Origin of the sequence: Nocardia sp. CA-084685, from assembly GCF_050955785.1 — a bacterium.
GTDB lineage: Bacteria > Actinomycetota > Actinomycetes > Mycobacteriales > Mycobacteriaceae > Nocardia.
The window spans coordinates 8,540,940-8,559,873 of record NZ_CP192094.1 but is presented as its reverse complement, the minus strand read 5'-3'; the positions used below and the strand labels follow the sequence as shown (position 1 = coordinate 8,559,873).

2 protein-coding genes (1 of these 2 running past the window's edge) are annotated in these 18,934 nt (G+C 65.8%); both read left to right on the top strand.

Features of this window, described 5'->3' with window-relative positions:
- Nucleotides 1-190: 190 nt before the first annotated feature.
- Nucleotides 191-17,848 (top strand): non-ribosomal peptide synthase/polyketide synthase, encoded by a 17,658-nt coding sequence (locus ACQP2U_RS37420; protein ID WP_433711876.1) that lies wholly within the window; start codon nucleotides 191-193, stop codon nucleotides 17,846-17,848.
- Nucleotides 17,848-18,934 carry the 5' end (the start) of a non-ribosomal peptide synthase/polyketide synthase gene (locus ACQP2U_RS37415; protein ID WP_433711875.1) on the top strand. It continues 24,116 nt past the right edge of the window, so only the first 1,087 of its 25,203 coding nucleotides appear in the window; the start codon lies at nucleotides 17,848-17,850; its stop codon lies off the right edge, out of view. Before ACQP2U_RS37420 ends, ACQP2U_RS37415 begins: the two co-directional genes overlap by 1 nt.

Below are 18,934 nucleotides of genomic sequence, written 5' to 3'. Positions count from 1 at the left end.
GAGCTAGGCGCGAGCGGGGCGCAATCTGTTTCGATCCCGCGCGGGTGTCGTCTTGCCCCGCGCATTCGCCGAATCGTCTTGTGGTGGCGTCCAAGCCATGTGACAACGCTGAACCGTGTTGCCGCAGCGGCTTATTCGTGCTGCCTGGAATCGTTCGGCCAGCTGTTTTACGCCGAACAAGGAGGCTCTGGTGCACGGTACGGAGTTGGGTGGGGCGCGACCGGACGGGGCCGCGCGCTTGGCGAGTGACTGCCCACCGGAGGCTTCGGGCAACCAGCCGTTTGCGCTCGCACCAGCGCAGTTGGGGGTCTGGTATGCGCAATTGCTCGAACCCGAGGTGCCGATCAATGTGGCCCAATACGTCGATGTGCCTGGCGTGCTGGATACCGCGATCCTGCAGGAAGCGACGGTCATCGCGGCGCGCGAATACGAATCGGTGCTGCTGCGCCTCGGCGAATCCGACGGTGTGCCGTACCAGTGCGTCGATCCGGCGAATTCCGTGGATATCCAGATGGTCGACCTGCGTGAATACCCCGATTCGGTGGCCACGGCGCACGAATGGATGCGTGCGGATGCAAGCGCGCCGGTCGATCTGCTGACCGATCGGCTGTTCGCCGGTGCCGTGCTGCGAATCGCCGATCAGCGGTGTTTCTGGTATCTGCGGGCGCATCACATCGTGCTCGACGGATACGGGGCGCTGACCAATACGCAGCGAGTTGCGCAGTTGTATACGGCCAGGGTGCTCGGCAGTGAGCCGCGGGCGGTGCAGCCGGGAACACTGACCGAGCTGGTCGATGGTGAACTCGCCTATCGGGACAGCCCGCGCTTCGAAACCGACCGGGCGCACTGGGCCGCGCGGGTCACCGGACTCGACGGCGCGACCAGCCTGGACGGGCGGAGCGCGCCGCGTTCGGCGACCAATCTGATCGCTGGCCGGGTATTGCCGGATGCGCTGGTCGAGCGGATGAATTCGCTTGCCGAGCACCAGGATTCGACACTCGCGGTGGTGCTGGTCGCGGCCTTCGCCGGATATCTCGGGCGGTTCACCGATCGGAACGAGGCGGTGTTGAGTCTGCCGGTGACGGCGCGCACCAATGCGCTCATGCGGCGGTCGGCCGCGATGCTGTCCAATATCGTGCCGCTGCGGCTCCCGGTCCACGGCTCCTGGGGGGATCTGCTGCGTGTCACGCGGGTGGAGGTGGCGGGTGCGCTGCGACACCAACGGTATCGGCACGAGGACATCCGCCGCGATGCCGAACACGACGGGCGGCCCGCGCGCCGTGCGCTGTTCGGTCCGCTGGTCAACATCATGTTGTTCGGCAGCGATTTGACGCTGGGCGATACGGTCGGGCGGTACCACGTTTTGTCCACCGGGCCGGTGGAGGATCTGAGCCTCAATGTCTATTACGGCGAGCGCGACAGCGTGCACGTCGATTTCGAGGCGAATCCCAATCTCTATGGCCCCGACGACATTGCGCGCCATCAGCGGCGGTTCGTGCGGTATCTGGAACGGTTGGTGGCTACCGAGGTCGATACGCCGATGGCGGCGGTGGCGGTGGCGACCGAACTGGAACTCGAGGTCAGCACCCGGATATGGAATGCGACCGGCTTCGATGTGCCCGCGGCGGTCGCCGGTGCGCCGACACTGGTTTCGATGTTCGACGCGCAGGTCGCACGGACGGCGGATGCGGTCGCGGTGCGATTCGCGGGTGTGCCGGACCTGACATATCGGGAACTCGCGGCACGCAGCAATCGGCTGGCACGGCATTTGATAGGCCTCGGCGTCGGACCGGAGACGCTGGTCGCACTCGATATCCGTCGGTCGCCGGAACTGGTGATCGCCATTTACGCCGTGCTCGCCGCGGGGGCGGCGTATGTGCCGCTGGATCCGGAGCATCCGGCCGAGCGGACCGCGCACATTCTGGCGACCGCGCGACCGGCATGCGCGCTGACGACTGAGGCCACAGACCTTTCCGGAGTGCCGGTGATTCGTCTGGATGGGCTGGATCTCGCCGATTATGCGGATGGTCCGGTCTGGGACCGGGAACGCACCGCCGCGCTGCGGCCGGGGCAGCCCGCCTACGTGATCTTCACCTCAGGGTCGACCGGACGGCCGAAGGGGGTCGCGGTCACCCACGAGGCGATCGTGAATCGGCTGGTTTGGATGCAGCAGCAGTACCGGTTGTCGGCCGATGATGTGGTGCTGCAGAAGACGCCCGCCACCTTCGATGTGTCGGTGTGGGAGTTCTTCTGGCCGTTGCAGATCGGTGCGCAGTTGGTGGTGGCCGAGCACGACGGTCATCGTGATCCCACCTATCTGCGGACATTGATCGCCGAGTATGGCGTGACGACAGCGCATTTCGTGCCGTCGATGCTGGAAGTCTTTCTGGCGCAGCCGGAATTCGACGGTTGCCCCGCACTGCGAACCGTCTTCGCCTCCGGTGAGGCGCTGCCCGCCGCGCTGGCGCAGCGGCTGCGGGCGCTGACCGGTGTGCGGCTGCACAACCTGTACGGTCCCACGGAGGCGGCGGTCGACGTCACCTTCCATGAAGTGACCGATACCGATACCCTCTCGGTGCCGATCGGCGCGCCGGTCTTCAATACCCGGCTCTATGTGCTCGATTCGCGGCTGCGGCCGGTACCGGTCGGGGCTGCGGGCGAGCTGTATCTGTCGGGGGTACAGCTCGCCCGTGGTTATATCGGCCGCCCCGGACTCACCGCGGAGCGGTTCGTCGCGGACCCCGGCGGGTCGGCTACCCGGATGTATCGCACCGGTGACCTGGTGCGCTGGACCACCCATGGTGAGCTGGAGTACCTGGGCCGCACCGATTTCCAGGTGAAGTTGCGTGGGCTACGGATCGAGCTCGGTGAGATCGAAGCCATGCTCGGGACTGTCGATTCGGTGGTGCGCGCGGTGGTCGTACTGCGCGATGACGCCGGGGTGGGCGAACAGTTGGTCGGGTATGTGGTCGAGTCCGAGCCCGGCACCGTGTCCGCAGACCGACTGCGCGCCGCGGCGGTGCGCGCATTGCCCGCGTACATGGTTCCTGCCGCGTTCGTGGTGCTGGATGCGCTGCCGGTGAACGCATCGGGCAAATGGGATCGTACGGCGCTACCCGCGCCTGAGCGGCTCGAATACGCCGAGGTCACGACGCCGGTGGAGGCTGCGGTCGCGCGGGTATTCGGTGCGGTGCTCGGACACGATCGGGTCGGGCGCGATGACGATTTCTTCGCGCTCGGCGGCAATAGTTTGGTGGCCACCCAGGTCGCGGCGCGGTTGGGCGCCGAACTGGGCTGTCGGCTCGGGGTTCGCGAATTGTTCACCGCTACCACGGTGTCCGCACTCGCCGAACTCATCGAGCGGGCGGGTGGATCCAGTGGCGTGCCGGTGCTCGCGCAGCTGCGGGCGCGACACCGGCCGCCGCTGGTTCCGCCATCTCCGGCGCAGCAGCGGATCTGGTTCCTGAACCGGTTCGACCCTTCCGGCGCCGGTTACAACATGCCGTTCGTGGTGCGGTTACGTGGGGCGGTCGATATTTCGGCGCTGCGACAGGCCCTGGCCGATCTGGTCGATCGGCATGAGGTGCTGCGCACGATCTTTCCCGCGGTATCGGATGGCGTGGCGGCCAAGCAGGTGGTGTTGTCCACCGACGCGGTTGTCGTCGTGGGCGAGCCGGAATCGCTCGGTGCGGACGAACTGGACGACGAGCTGGCTCGGTTCGCGGCGCGCGGATTCGACCTGGAGCGCGAAATACCTATTCGGGCACGGATCTTGCTGGTCGACGACGACAGCTGCGCGCTGGCGCTGGTGCTGCACCACATTGCCGCGGACGGCATTTCGCTGCGAGTATTGGCCAGAGATGTGATGTCCGCGTATGGATCACGGCATGCGGGCGATGTGCCGAACTGGCTGCCGCTGTCGGTGCAGTACGCGGATTACAGCCTCTGGCAGCATGCATTGCTCGGCTCCGCGTCGGATCCGAACGCCGCGTTGGCCCGGCAACTGGGGTTCTGGACGGCCACGCTCGCCGGTGCGCCCGATCTGATCGAACTGCCCGCCGATCGATCCCGGCCCGCCATCGCATCCGGACGGGGTGCGGTCTTCGGTTTCGAAATTCCGGGCGAGGTGCACGCCGAGGTCGTGAAACTTGCCCGTGACCAGGGTGTTTCGAACTTCATGGTGTTGCATGCCGCGCTCGCCGTGCTGCTGTCGCGGGTGTCGGGCAGCGACGACATTGTGATCGGCACGCCGGTGGCCGGGCGTGGTGAACGGGAGCTGGACGATCTCATCGGCATGTTCGTCAACACTCTGGCGTTGCGCACCGTAATCGATGCGGCCGCTGCGTTTTCTACGCTGCTCGCGCGGGTGCGCGAGGCCGATCTGGCCGCCTTCGGTCATGCCGAATTGCCATTCGAGCAGTTGGTCGATGCCATCAACCCGCCGCGCTCGCAGGCGCGGCACCCGCTGTTCCAGGTATTGCTCGCTTTCGACAATGCCGCGGACACCGCCTTCGAACTCCCAGATTTGTCGGCCTGCACCAGTAGGCTGGACACTGGAGTGACCAAATTCGATCTCCAGCTCACGGTCACTGAAGGCTTCGCCGGTGCCGGACTCGGGGAAGGTCCGGCACCGGCGGGGATTCGGGCGGAGTTCACCTACGCCACCGATCTATTCGATGAATCCACCATCGCCGACTATGCGCAGTGGTTGGTTCGGTTGCTGCGGGCAATCGTTATCGATGCCGAGCTGGCGGTGGGGGACCTGCCGCTGCTGGATGTGGCAGGTCGGCAGCGTGCGATCGAATGCGGAATCGCCGAGTCGTCGAGTCGTGTTGCGACACTGCTGGCCTCGTTCGAGACGCAGGTGCGGCGCGACCCCGATGCCGTCGCACTGGTCGACGCGGAGCGGGCGCTGACGTATGCGGAGTTCTCGAGGCGGGTGAATCGGCTTGCTCGCCGGCTGATTGCCGCCGGGGTCGGGCCCGAGACGCTTGTCGTGCTCGATATGCGGCGCTCGGTGGAGTTCGTTGTCGCGGTCTATGCCGTATTGACCGCGGGCGGTGGGTATGTGCCGGTGGATCCGGATCAACCAGCGGCGCGGCGTGCGCAAGTGGTGGCCTCGGCTCAGCCGGTCTGTGTGCTGACTCGGGCGGGTGACGGGTGGCCTGTCGGACCTTCGGTCCCAGTGGTCGACGTGCTGGATTGCTCCGGCTATTCGGATGCGCCGGTACTGGATTCGGATCGGCTGCGTCCCTTGCGGGCGACGAATACGGCCTACGTCATCTACACCTCCGGATCCACCGGAACGCCGAAAGGTGTTGCGGTGCAGCATGCCTCCGTGGTCAACCAGATCGACTGGATTGCCGACGAATACGGCATCGGGGCCGACGATGTGGTGCTGTTCAAGACTCCGGCGACCTTCGATGTGTCGGTGTGGGAGCTGTTCGCGCCATTGGCGCGCGGTGGGCGCATGGTCGTCGCCGCGCATGACGGGCATCGGGACAGTGCTTATCTCGCGGCGACCATTGCCGCGCACCGGGTGACGATGACCTCGTTCGTGCCATCGATGCTGCGGGTATTCGCAGAATCTACCGGAATTGCCGAGATTGCCTCGTTGCGGATGGTTTTCGTGGCGGGTGAGGCGATGACCGGTGCGGCCGCGGGTAGCTTTGCCGCCGTTTGCCGCGCCGAGCTGCACAACCTTTATGGCCCAACGGAATTCACGGTGCACGCCACCTATGCGCCGGTCGATGCGGCGGTGTCGGGACCGGTGCCGATCGGTCGGCCGGTGCGTTCGAGTCAGGTGTTGGTGCTCGACGCGCGGTTGCGGCCGGTGCCGGACCTGGTCGTCGGCGAGCTGTACCTGTCGGGGGTTCAGATGGCCCGTGGGTATCACGGGCGGGCGGATTCGAGCGCCGAGCGGTTTGTGGCCAATCCGTACGGACCGGCCGGAGCCCGGATGTATCGGACCGGTGATCTGGTTCGGCGCAATCGTTCCGGTGATCTGGAATATCTGGGGCGCAGTGACTTCCAGGTCAAGCTGCGGGGGCAGCGGATCGAGCTCGGTGAGATCGAGGCGGCGCTCGTCGCCGCCGCCGATGTGCGTTCGGCAGCTGTTCGGGTATTCGCGCACGCCGCGGGTGAGCTGCTGGTTGCCTATGTGGTCGCCACGATCGCGGAGGCGGAATTGACCGAGGTGCTGGCGGAGCGGCTGCGCGCCGTGCTGCCCTCGTACATGGTGCCGACGGCCTTTGTCGGATTGGCGGAAATGCCGCTGACCAGCTCGGGCAAGTTGGATCGTAAGGCATTGCCCGATCCGGTGCTGACCGCAGGAACATTTCGTGTACCTGTCAGCGCTGCCGAGCATGCGGTTGCCGAGGTGTTCGCGGCGGTGCTCGGTCTCGCGCGGGTCGGGCTGGACGATGACTTCTTCGCCCTCGGCGGAAATTCCCTGGTGGCCACGCAGATTGCGGCACGGATCGGGACTGCGGTCGATGCCGATATTCCGGTGCGGCTGTTGTTCGAGCATTCGACCGTGGCCGCGTTGGCCGCGCATCTGCCCGGTTCGGGGACCGCGCGACGGGCGTTGGTCGCGCAGGCCCGCCCTGATGTCGTCCCGCTTTCCTATGCGCAGCAGCGGATGTGGTTCCTCAGTCAGTTCGATGCCGCTTCGGTGGCGAATAATCTGACCGCCGCGGTGCGATTGGTTGGTGTGCTCGATCTCGGCGCACTGACGGATGCGGTTGCCGATGTCATCGCCAGACATGAGGCGCTGCGTACGAGATATCCAGCGGTTGACGGTATTCCGCGTCAGGAAGTGCTGCCGGTGGATGCGGTTTCGCTGGTGCCGGAGCCGGTTGACGTCACGGAGCTCGCCGATCGGATCCGAGCGGTGGCGGCGATGCCGTTCGCGGTCGACCGGGAGCCGCCGGTTCGGCTCACACTGCTGCGCACGGGGACCGAGCACGTGCTGGTTGTTTCCATCCATCACATCAGTGCGGACGGTTGGTCCATCGCGCCGCTTACTCGGGATCTGATGGTCGCGTATGCCGCACGTCGCGTGGGTTCGGAGCCGAACTGGATGCCGCTGCCGGTGCAGTACGCCGATTACACGCTGTGGCAGCGGAAAACGCTCGGTGCGCAAGACGATCCGGAATCGCTGATCTCAGAACAGATCCGGTATTGGTCGACCGAATTGGCCGATCTGCCGGATGTGTTGGCACTGCCAGGAGATCGGCCGCGTCCGGCGGACGCGTCGGGACGCGGTGCACGCTACGGCTTCACTATCGATGCCGCGACTCATCAACGGCTGCGTGAGGTGGCCGAGGGCGCGAACGCCTCCCTGTTCATGGTGCTGCACGCGGCATTCGCCACGCTGTTGGCGAAACTGGCCGGACAGCAGGATATCGCGATCGGGACGCCGGTCGCCGGACGCGGTGTGGCCGAGCTGGATGGGCTTGTCGGCATGTTCGTCAACACCCTGGTGCTGCGGATCGATGTGCGGCCCGAACTGACTTTCGCCGAGCTGATCGCCGCGGTTCGCGACGGTGATCTGCGCGCCCTCGCACATGCCGATGTGCCGTTCGAGCGACTGGTCGAGGTACTGAATCCGGAGCGTATCGCGGCACGTCATCCGCTGTTCCAGGTCATGCTCGACGTTCAGAACACCGCGCAGACCAGCCTGGAACTGGCCGGACTCGAAGCCTCCCTACTCGATATCGACACGCGGACCGCGAAATTCGATCTGCAACTCACGCTGACCGTCGACGCGGCCGGTATCGCGGCGACCTTCGAGTACGCCACCGACCTGTTCGACGCACGGACGATTGCCTCGTTCGCGACTCGACTGCAGCGTGTACTCGATGCGGTCGCCGATCCGCAGGTGCGGATCGGCGATATCGATCTGCTCGCCGATGACGAGCGGGCGCTGATTCTCGACGCCTGGAATTCGACAACGCATCCGGTGGATCCCGATGCGACGCTGGTATCGCTGTTCGAAGCGCAGGCCGCGCGGACACCGGATGCTATTGCGGTCAGCTGCGCGGGCGAGTCGCTGGCCCACCCGTCGCCCGACCACCACCCCTCATCGAGTCGCTGCGAGACGCTCACTTATGCGGAATTCGCGGGTCGGGTGAACCGGCTCGCGCGGCTGCTGGTGTCCATCGGGGTCGGTCCGGATAGCACGGTGGCCATCGGGATGCGGCGATCGGTGGATTTGGTCGTGGCCATATATGCGGTGCTCACGGCGGGCGGTGCGTATGTTCCGGTGGATCCGGAGCATCCGGCCGAGCGCGTTGGCCATTCGCTGCGGATGGCGCGTCCTTGCTGTGTGCTGACCCGCTCGGAGGATGGGCTGGACCTGGGCACCGACCCGGCGTGGGCGGTGCTCGATGTGGATCTGTTCGACACCTCCGACTATTCGGACGCACCGCTGACCGACGACGATCGGCTCGGCTCCTTGGTGCCCGGCAGTGCCGCGTACGTCATCTTCACTTCCGGCTCGACGGGGCTGCCGAAGGGGGTGGTGGTTTCGCACGCGGCGATCGTCAATCGTTTGGTGTGGATGCGGGAAACCTACGCGCTGACCGGCGACGATGTGGTGCTGCATAAGACACCCGCCACCTTCGATGTGTCGGTGTGGGAGTTCTTCTGGCCATTGCAGGTCGGGGCGCGTTTGGTGCTCGCGCGGCCGGATGGGCATCGCGATCCGGCGTATCTGGCGCGGGTTATTCGTCGCGAGCGAGTCAGTGTCGCGCATTTCGTGCCGTCGATGTTGGCGGTGTTCGTCGCGGAACCTGCTGTGGCTGAGTGTGATTCGCTGCGAATGGTATTCGCATCGGGGGAGGCGTTGGCCGCCAAGCCTGCTCATCGGTTGCGTGAGCTGACCGGTGCGGCAGTGCACAATCTGTACGGTCCGACCGAGGCAGCGGTGGATGTTACCGGCCATGAGGTCACGGATGCGGATGTGGATTCCGTGCCGATCGGTGGGCCGGTATTCAACACCCAGGTCCATGTGCTCGATGCGCGGTTGCGTCCGGTACCGGTCGGGGTCGCGGGCGAGTTGTATTTAGCTGGTGCGCAATTGGCGCGCGGGTATATCGGGCGGCCGGATCTGACGAGTGATCGGTTCGTCGCGAATCCGTTCCGCGATGGTGCGCGGATGTATCGCACCGGAGATCTCGTGACCTGGCGTGCGGACGGGGTGCTCGAGTATGTGGGGCGCACCGATTTCCAGGTCAAGCTGCGTGGTCTGCGGATCGAGCTCGGTGAGATCGAAGCCGCCCTCACCGCATTGGATCCGATTGCGCAGGCGGTGGTTGTGTTGCGGGACGAGCAGCAACTGGTCGCATATGTCGTCGCCGAGACGCAGGTCGATTCCGATGCGCTGAAAGCTGCTCTGAGCAGGCAACTGCCCGCGTATATGGTGCCGTCGGCTTTTGTCGTGCTCGACGAATTCCCGCTGAATCCCTCCGGGAAGCTGGATCGAAAGGCCCTGCCAGCGCCGGTATTCGAGGCCGCTGTTTTCCGAGCGCCCGTCACCGCGACCCAGGAAATCGTCGCGCGGACCTTCGCCGAGGTGCTGGATGTCGAGCTCGTCGGCCTCGACGATGACTTCTTCGCCCTCGGGGGCAATTCGCTGAATGCCACCCAGGTCGTTGCTCGGTTGGGGGCGGCGCTGGATATGCGGCTGCCGGTGCGGATGCTGTTCGAGGCTTCAACGGTTGTGGCATTGGCGGCCGCGACCGAAGCGCATGAGGGGCTGGGGTATGTCGCGTTGAGCGTGCGGCCGCGCCCTGCGCGGATTCCGCTTTCACCGGCTCAGCAGCGCATGTGGTTCCTCAACCGGTTCCTCGCCGACGGTTCGGGTGACGCCATGGACAACATTCCGGTGGCGCTGCGGCTCATCGGCGATCTCGATGTGGCGGCATTGTCGGCCGCGCTGGCGGATGTGGTCACTCGGCACGAGACGCTGCGGACGGTCTACCCGGACGGCCCCGATGGCGCGGAGCAAGTGATCATCCCTGCGGCGCAGGCTGTTCCGGTATTGCGACCGGAGCCGATTACCGAAGCGGAACTCGAGCCGCACCTCTCCGCATTCGCGGCGACTGTCTTCGATCTGACCACAGCGGCGCCACTGCGGGCCCGACTGTTCACCGTTGGCGACGAACACGTGCTTGCGCTTGTGCTGCACCATATTTCGGCCGACGGATTCTCGCTCGGACCGCTCGCGAGCGATCTCATGACCGCCTACGGCGCGCGTCGCGATGGCACCGCGCCCGCATGGGCGGCATTGCCCGTGCACTACGTCGACTACACGCTGTGGCAGGCCGAAACGCTGGGCGAGGAAGCCGACCCGGAGTCGCAGGCGCACCGGCAGCTCGCCTTCTGGCGGCGTGCGCTGGCGGGTCTGCCTGAACAACTCGAGCTGCCCACCGACCGGCCACGACCTGCCGTCTCCTCGTATCGCGGTGCCACCCACCGGCTGCGCATCGACTCCGATCTGCACAGTGAATTGCGCGAACTGGCCCGTAAGCGGGAAACGACGCTGTTCAGCACGGTGCATGCGGCGCTCGCGGTGTTGTTGTCGCGCTTGTCCGTCAGTGCGGACATCGCGATCGGCACACCGGTCGCCGGTCGCGGTGATGCCGCGCTGGATGGGCTCGTCGGGATGTTCGTCAACACCCTGGTACTGCGCACTCATATCGACACCAGGGCGCGCTTCGAGACGGTGCTGGATACCGTGCGCGCGCAGGATATCGAGGCGCTGTCGCACGCGGATATGCCTTTCGAGCGGCTGGTCGAGGTCATCGCCGCGAAGCGGGCGCAGAATCGGAATCCGCTGTTCCAGGTGGCGCTGACCTTCCAGAATTTCGGGCTTCCTGCGCTCGAGCTCGCCGAGTTGCAGGTGCGGCCGGTCGAATTCACCGCGGCGGCAGCCAAATTCGATGTGCAGTTCACGGTGGTCGAATCCGATGACGCCGATGGCCGTGCCGATGGCATGGATATCGAGATCACCTACGCGACCGACCTTTTCGATGCGGGCACCATCGCGATATTGGGTCGTCGGTTCTCGCAGGTGCTGGCCGCCGTCGCCGCGGATGCCACGGTGGTGGTCGGCGACATTCAATTGCTCAGCGCTGAGGAACAGCATCGCGCGCTGCACGAATGGTCCACTCCGACCGAGACTCATGTCACCGAGACGGCCACGCTGGCCGATCGGTTCGCGCTGGCCGCCGCGATCGATCCGACAGCCGTCGCGGTACGGGCAGGTACTCGATCGCTGACCTATGCCGAACTCGACGCCTGGTCGAATCGGCTGGCGCGGCGGCTCATCACGGCTGGAGTCGGACCGGAGGCGCTGGTGGCGGTGGCGCTGCCGCGGTCGGCGGAATTGGTCGTCGCGTTGGTCGCGGTGATCAAGGCGGGTGCCGGTTATCTGCCGATCGATCCGAATTACCCGGCGGATCGGATCGAATACGTACTCGATGACGCCGGGCCGATCTGCGCGATAACCAGCGCCGCGACCGAATTGGCACCCGGCTGGTTCGGCGGGCCGGTGATCGATATCGCAGCAGCGAACCAGGATTCGACCGCGATCACTCAGGCGCAGCGCCGCAGGCCGCTGAATCCGGCGCATACGGCCTATGTCATCTACACCTCCGGATCCACCGGACAACCGAAGGGCGTAGTCATCCCGCATCGCAATGTGTTGCGGCTGCTGGATAACACCCAGTGTCACTTCGAGTTCGGTCCTGCGGATGTCTGGACACTGTTCCACTCCTACGCTTTCGACTTCTCGGTATGGGAGCTGTGGGGTGCGCTGCTGCATGGCGGCACGCTCGTGGTGGTCGACTACTACACCTCCCGCTCACCGGAGCAGTTCGTCGAGTTGCTGGCCGCGCAACGGGTGACGGTGCTGAACCAGACGCCGTCGGCGTTCTATCAACTGATTGCCGCGCCGCCCGCCGAACTCGGTTTGCGCTATGTGATTTTCGGTGGCGAAGCGCTGGAACCGCAGCGGCTCGGTGACTGGTTCGCCAGGTATCCGCGCTCGCCGCGACTGGTGAACATGTACGGCATCACCGAGACCACCGTGCATGTGTCCTACCGGCCGATTCAGGCGGGAACCGGTTCGGCGAGTGTGATCGGCGGGCCCATACCCGGACTGGTCGTGCGGGTGCTCGATGCGCGGCTGCGGCCGGTACCGGTCGGTGTGCCCGGCGAGATCTATGTTTCGGGTGGTCAGTTGGCGCGCGGCTATCTCGGACGGCCCGCGCTCACCGCGAGCCGGTTCGTCGCCGATCCCTACGCAGGGCACGGCGCCCTGGCATATCGGTCCGGTGATCTCGCACGATGGACCGCTGACGGTGAGTTGGAGTATCTGGGCCGGGCCGACCAGCAGGTGAACCTGCGCGGGTTCCGCGTCGAGCTGGGGGAGATCGAGGCGGCGCTATTGGATGCGAGCGCCGCCGTGCGCGAGGTCGCGGTGGTCGTGCGCAGCGATCTGGTGGATGAGCGGCGCGTTGTCGCCTACGTGGTCGGCTTCGAAGCGATCGACACCGACACCGCGCAGCTGCGACAACAACTCGTGCGGCGGCTGCCCGAGCATATGGTGCCCGCCGCGATCGTGGTGGTGGATCGAATTCCACTGACCGTCAACGGGAAGCTGGATCGGGCCGCGCTACCCGCGCCGGAGTTCGAGGTGGCGCCGTACCGCAAGCCGGGGACGGTCGTCGAGGAAATTGTCGCGGGAGTCTTCGCGGACGTGCTGGGAATGCACTGTCTGGTCGGTGCGGATGACGACTTCTTCGCCCTCGGCGGTTCCTCCCTGCTCGCCGCGAAGGCCGCGGCCCGCATCGGCGCCGTGCTCGGGCGCACCGTCGGAGTGCGTGCGCTGTTCGAATCGCCGCGGGTCGCCGACCTCGCCGCCGTGGTCAGCGCGAGCGATACCGCCGCGACCAGGCCCGCGCTGGTGGCGGGGGCACGTCCGGACCGGATTCCGCTTTCCCCGGCGCAGCAGCGGATGTGGTTGCTCCATCGATTCGACCGGCACTCCATTGCCTACAACATTCCGCTGGCGCTGCGGCTCATCGGCGCATTGGATATCGCGGCGCTACAGGCCGCGGTCGCGGATCTAGTCGGGCGGCACGAATCACTGCGGACCCGGTACCCCGAGCTGGACGGTGCCGTGACTCAGCTGATCGTGCCCGTCGCGGAGGCGATCCCGTCGCTGTATCCGATCGATCTCACCGAAGAAGAACTGTCGGAGCGGATTCGGGAACTGGCGGCCACCACATTCGACGTGACCGTCGAAATTCCGGTGCGGATGCGGTTGTTCCGGATCGCGGGTCGTGCGGAGTTCGTATTGGCCGCGGTGCTGCATCACATCGCCGCGGACGGATCCTCGCTCGGGCCGTTTGTCCGTGATCTGATGTCGGCCTACAGCGCGCGCTTGAATGACAGTGCGCCCGGCTGGACGCCGCCCGCCATGCAGTATGCGGATTACGCGCTGTGGCAGCGTGAACTGCTCGGCAGCGAGGATGTGCCCGAGTCGCTCGCGGCACAGCAGATCGCGTTCTGGACCCGGACGCTGGCTGGGCTGCCGGATCAGCTGGCCCTGCCGACCGATCACCCACGGCCCGCGCGGCAGAGTTTGCGTGGCGCGAAGGTGGAGTTCGCCATCGATGCGCGGTTGCACAGCGCGCTCGTCGAGTTCGGACGACGCAGTGGCGCAACGTTGTTCATGGTTGTCCATGCCGCATTCGCCGCCCTGCTCGCTCGGCTGTCCGGCAGCTCGGATATCGCGGTCGGGACGCCGATCGCGGGGCGGGGGGATGCCGAACTCGACGATGTCATCGGCATGTTCGTGAACACGCTGGTGCTGCGGACATGGGTCGATGGCGGTGCGAGTTTCGATGCATTGCTCGAGCAAGCGAGGGCAGCCGATATTGCCGCCTTCTCTCATGCGGATATGCCGTTCGAGCGCTTGGTGGAGGTGTTGAATCCGCGACGATCGACAGCGCGGCATCCGTTGTTCCAGGTTGGGCTCTCGTTCCAGAATCACGAGCGCGGCGAACTGAAGCTACCGGGGCTCGAAGTGAGCGAGGTCGAATTCGACAGTGGGGTAGCGCAATTCGATCTGCATTTGTTCGCAGTCGATCACTACGGTGCCGATGGTGCGGCCGCGGGAATCGATCTCGCGCTCGGGTACGCGACCGACCTGTTCGAGCGAACTAGTGCCCAGCGGTTCAGTGCGCAACTGATGCGGTTGTTCGAGACGGTTGTGGCTCAGTCGGATACGGCTGTCGGTGAGTTGGACCTGCTGGGTGCGGATCGTGCGCTGTTACTCGAGGAGTGGAATCGGACCGCGCATCCGGTGGCCGCGGCGACGTTGGCGGATCTCATCGATGCTCAGGTGGCAATGACGCCTGAGGGCGTCGCGTTGATCGATGCGAGTTCCGAATCAACGCTCACCTATGCCGAATTCGACGCTGCGGTCAATAGGTTGGCGCGCAAGTTGATTGCGGACGGGGTCGGGCCGGAAGCGACCGTCGTGCTCGCCATGCGACGCTCGATCGAATTGGTTGTCGCCATGTACGCGGTGGTGCGAGCCGGTGGGGCATATGTGCCCGTCGATCCGGATCATCCGGCTGACCGGATCGCGTATGTCACCGAGACTGCCGCGCCGATCTGTGTGCTCACCACGTCACGCGATGGACTGCCCATCGAAACATCCATTCCAGCAATGGAACTGGATCAACTCGAGCTGTCGAACTACGCGGCGACTCCGATTGCCGATGGCGAACGCGTGCGACCGTTGCGGCCCGAGCATCCGGCCTATGTGATCTTCACGTCCGGGTCGACCGGACTGCCCAAGGGCGTCACCATTTCGCATGCGGCGATCGTCAACCAATTGGCCTGGCTTCGTGACCAATTCGCGCTCGGGCGGCACGAGTGTGCGCTTCTCAAGGCTCCAGCGACCTTCGACCTGTCGGTGTGGGAGTTCTGGTCGGTCCTGACGACGGGTGGTCGCCTGGTGGTGACCGAGCCCGGCGCCGAGCGCGATCCCGACCGGCTGTTGGCCTTGATCGAACGGCATGCGGTGACAGTGCTGCACGCCGTGCCGTCGCTGCTCGGCATGCTGCTCGCGGTATCGGCTGCGCCGCTATCGAATTCACTGCGGCAGGTGCTCGCCATCGGTGAGGCACTGCCGCCTGCCACCGCGATCGAATTCCGCCGTCGGGCTGGCGCGCGACTGTTCAACCTGTACGGTCCGACCGAGGCGGCGGTCTCGGTCACGGCCTTCGAAGTCGATGCGGATCCGATCCATATCGTGCCGATCGGCGCGCCCGCCTGGAACAGCCGGGTCTACGTGCTCGACGCACGGTTACAGCCGGTGCCGGTGGGTGTGCCGGGCGAGTTGTATTTGGCCGGTGCGCAATTGGCGCGCGGCTATCAACGCAGGCCCGCACTGACCGCGGACCGTTTCATCGCGGATCCCTTCGTCATAGGTACCACGATGTACCGGACCGGCGATATCGTCCGCTGGGGTCCGGACGGCGCGCTGGAATACCTGGAGCGGGCGGACTTCCAGGTCAAGATCGGTGGCTTCCGAATCGAGCTCGGCGAGGTGGAGGCCGCGCTGCTGCGGCTGCCCGAGGTGCGGGCCGCGGTCGCGGTCGCGCGCGCCGACGATCATGCCGGAGCTCGCCTCGTCGCCTATGTGGCGGTGCCGGACGCGACGGCGGATTCGGCCGGTGCGTTGCGTGCGGCGGTGGCTACCGAGTTGCCCACCTACATGGTTCCTGCCGCGCTTGTGGTGCTGGAGTCGTTGCCGCTCAATGCCAATGGCAAGGTCGATCGGGCCGCACTGCCCGAGCCGGTGTTCACCGCGCCCGCATTCCGCGCACCGGTCAGTGAGCTGCAGCGATTGGTCGCGGCCACCTTTGTCGAGGTAGTCGGAGCAGCGGAGCAGGTCGGGCTGGATACCGATTTCTTCGCGCTCGGGGGCAATTCGCTGCTGGCGACCCGGTTGGCGGCGCAGCTGGGTTCGATGCTCGGCGTGCGAGTTCCGGTGGCGGCGGTATTCGATGCACCGACCGTCGGGCTGCTCACAGCGCGACTGGCCGAGCTCGGGGACGCTAGGCCCGCCCTTACCCGACGTACCGGTACCGCCCCGGCCCCGCTATCGCTGGCACAGCAGCGGATGTGGGTGGTCAACCGGCTGGCCCCGGACTCTTCGGCCTACAACATCCCCGCAGCGATGCGGCTGACCGGCGCCCTGGATATCGCTGCTCTGCGCGCGGCCATCCAGGATGTGATCGCACGTCACGAAACCCTGCGCACTCGGTATCCGGATGCCGAACCCGAACCGGTGCAGCAGGTGCTGGACGTCGCCGAGGTCGATCTGGCACCGATTCTGTCGACACAGGACGATATCGACGCACGCATCGCTGCATTCGTCGCCGCCGGTTTCGATATCACCGCGGCGCCGCCGGTGCGCGCGGCACTGTTCCGTACCGACGTCGATGAGCACGTGCTCGTCGTGGTGCTGCACCACATCAGCGCCGACGGCTATTCGGTTGCACCCATGACGCGAGATCTCATGCGTGCCTACGTCAGCCGGATTGCGGCCAATGCACCCGACTGGGAGCCGTTGTCGATCCAGTACGCCGATTACAGCGTGTGGCAACGTGCGATGCTCGGCTCCCACCGCGATCCGAGCAGCGTGCTGTCCCGGCAACTCGGCTATTGGACAACGGAATTGGCGGGCCTGCCCGAGGTGCTGCCATTGCCGACCGATAGACCGCGTCGGGCGCGCCGGGATATGCGCGGTGCCACAGTCGGTTTCGAAGTCGATGCGGTACTTGCCGCTCGGTTGGCGGCGGTCGCCCGTGCGCACGGCACAACGCTGTTCACCCTCATCCACAGTGCGTTCGCAGTCCTGCTCGCCAAGCTGTCCGGCACACCGGATATTGCCATCGGCGCACCGGTCGCGGGACGCGGCGAAACTGCGCTCGATGATCTGATCGGCATGTTCGTCAATACCGTTGTGCTGCGGACGGAGATCGACGCGCGCACCGGCTTCGCGGATCTGCTTCGGCAGGCCAGGGACCGTGATATCGCGGCCATGTCACATGCCGATGTGCCGTTCGAGCGGGTCGTCGATGCCGTTGGCCGGACCAGGTCCAGTGCCTATACGCCGCTGTTCCAGGTGATGTTCACGTTCCAGAACATGCCGTCCGGTCGAGTGACGCTGCCCGGGCTCGAGGTCGAGGTGCTCGATCTCGCGCTTGCCGAGGCCAAATACGACCTGCAGCTCATCGGCATCGAGTTGTTCGATGCGGCCGGTGACCCGGCCGGATTGGATATGCGATTCGATTACCCGACCGATATTTTCGATGCCACAACGATTCGGCTGTTCGCCGAGCGGCTACTGCGCATCTTCGTGGTAGTCGCGCAAGATCCGAACGTCGCGATCCGCGCCATCGACATTCGCGGTATCGGCGAACAGTCAGGTGGCGAACGGTCGGTCAGTCCAGCGGATCTGCCCGCGCTGATTACCGCTGCCGCCGAAATCAACCCCGGTGCCGTTGCTTTCACCCACGATGCGCACACGGTGACCTTCGGGGAGCTGGCAGCCAAGCTCGCGATGGTCGCCAAGGCCATGGGCGCGACGGCGAAACCGGAAGCACTCATCGATGTCGCCCTCGCCGGGCTGGTGCCCGGCCTTTTGGCCACCCTCGGCGGCAGTGGTCTCGCCGCGGTCCTGCGGACCCTGCGCGGCGAGGCGCTCGCCGTGCTCGCCAACTCTGGTTCGGAAATCGATTCGGAAGGAATTAGCTGATGTCCCAGGCAGAATCGGTCGCATCCAGCAAACTCGGCAATCACATTGCCGCCTACGATCATTCGGCACTGCGTCGGGCGTACGGAACCGACGATTTGCCCATCCTGATCGATAAGGTCGCCGAAGTGGACCCGGAGCGGATCGCCCTGCGGCACGACGGGACCACCATCACCTACGCTGCGCTGGCCACCGAGATTATGGGGCTGGACGAGGCGATGGGCGGCGGTCTCGGTGCCGACGCGCTGGTTTCGGTCGTCGTCTCGAGTCAACTGCCCGCCCTGCTGGAGTCCGGGGACGGTGCACTCGGCAGGATGCTCGAGCAACTGCTCGATGATGCCCTGACGGCGGCAGCCCATGTGCTGCCGTCGATATTCGCGCCGATCGAGACCCTGGTCAGCGTATTCGAGGAGCAGGTGCGTCGGACACCGGATGCGGTCGCCCTGGAATTCGCGGGTGCGACGCTGGCCCATCGGTCGCCCGAGCACCACCCCGCATCGCGTCACCACGCGACGCTGACATATGCGGAGTTCGACGGCCGGGTGAATGCCCTCGCCCGGCGGTTGGTCGAGCTGGGTGTCGGTCCGGACAGCTTGGTGGGGCTTGCCGTGCGACGTTCGTTCGATCTGCTGGTCGGCATGTATGCGATCTTGAAGGCGGGCGGTGCGTATGTGCCGATCGACCCGGAGCATCCGGCCGAACGCATCGGTTACGTGCTCGAGGTCGCCGCACCGGTCCTGGTACTGACCACGAGCCACGACCAGCCCGCGCTCGGGCCGAATATCCGGGTGCTGCGGATCGACGAATTCGACTATGTCGAGGCGGAGTCGTCGGTCGAGGAGCGCCCGCGGCCGTCGGCGGACAATACGGCCTACGTCATCTTCACCTCCGGCTCGACGGGGCGCCCGAAAGGCGTTGCGGTATCGCATCGTTCGATCCTGGCCAACCTGCGGTGGCGACAGCGCATGTATCGACTACGCGGCGACGATCGGGTATTGCAGAAGACGCCGTTCACCTTCGACGTCTCGGTGTGGGAGTTCTTCTGGCCGTTGCAGGTCGGTGCACGGCTGGTGATCGCGGCACCGGGTG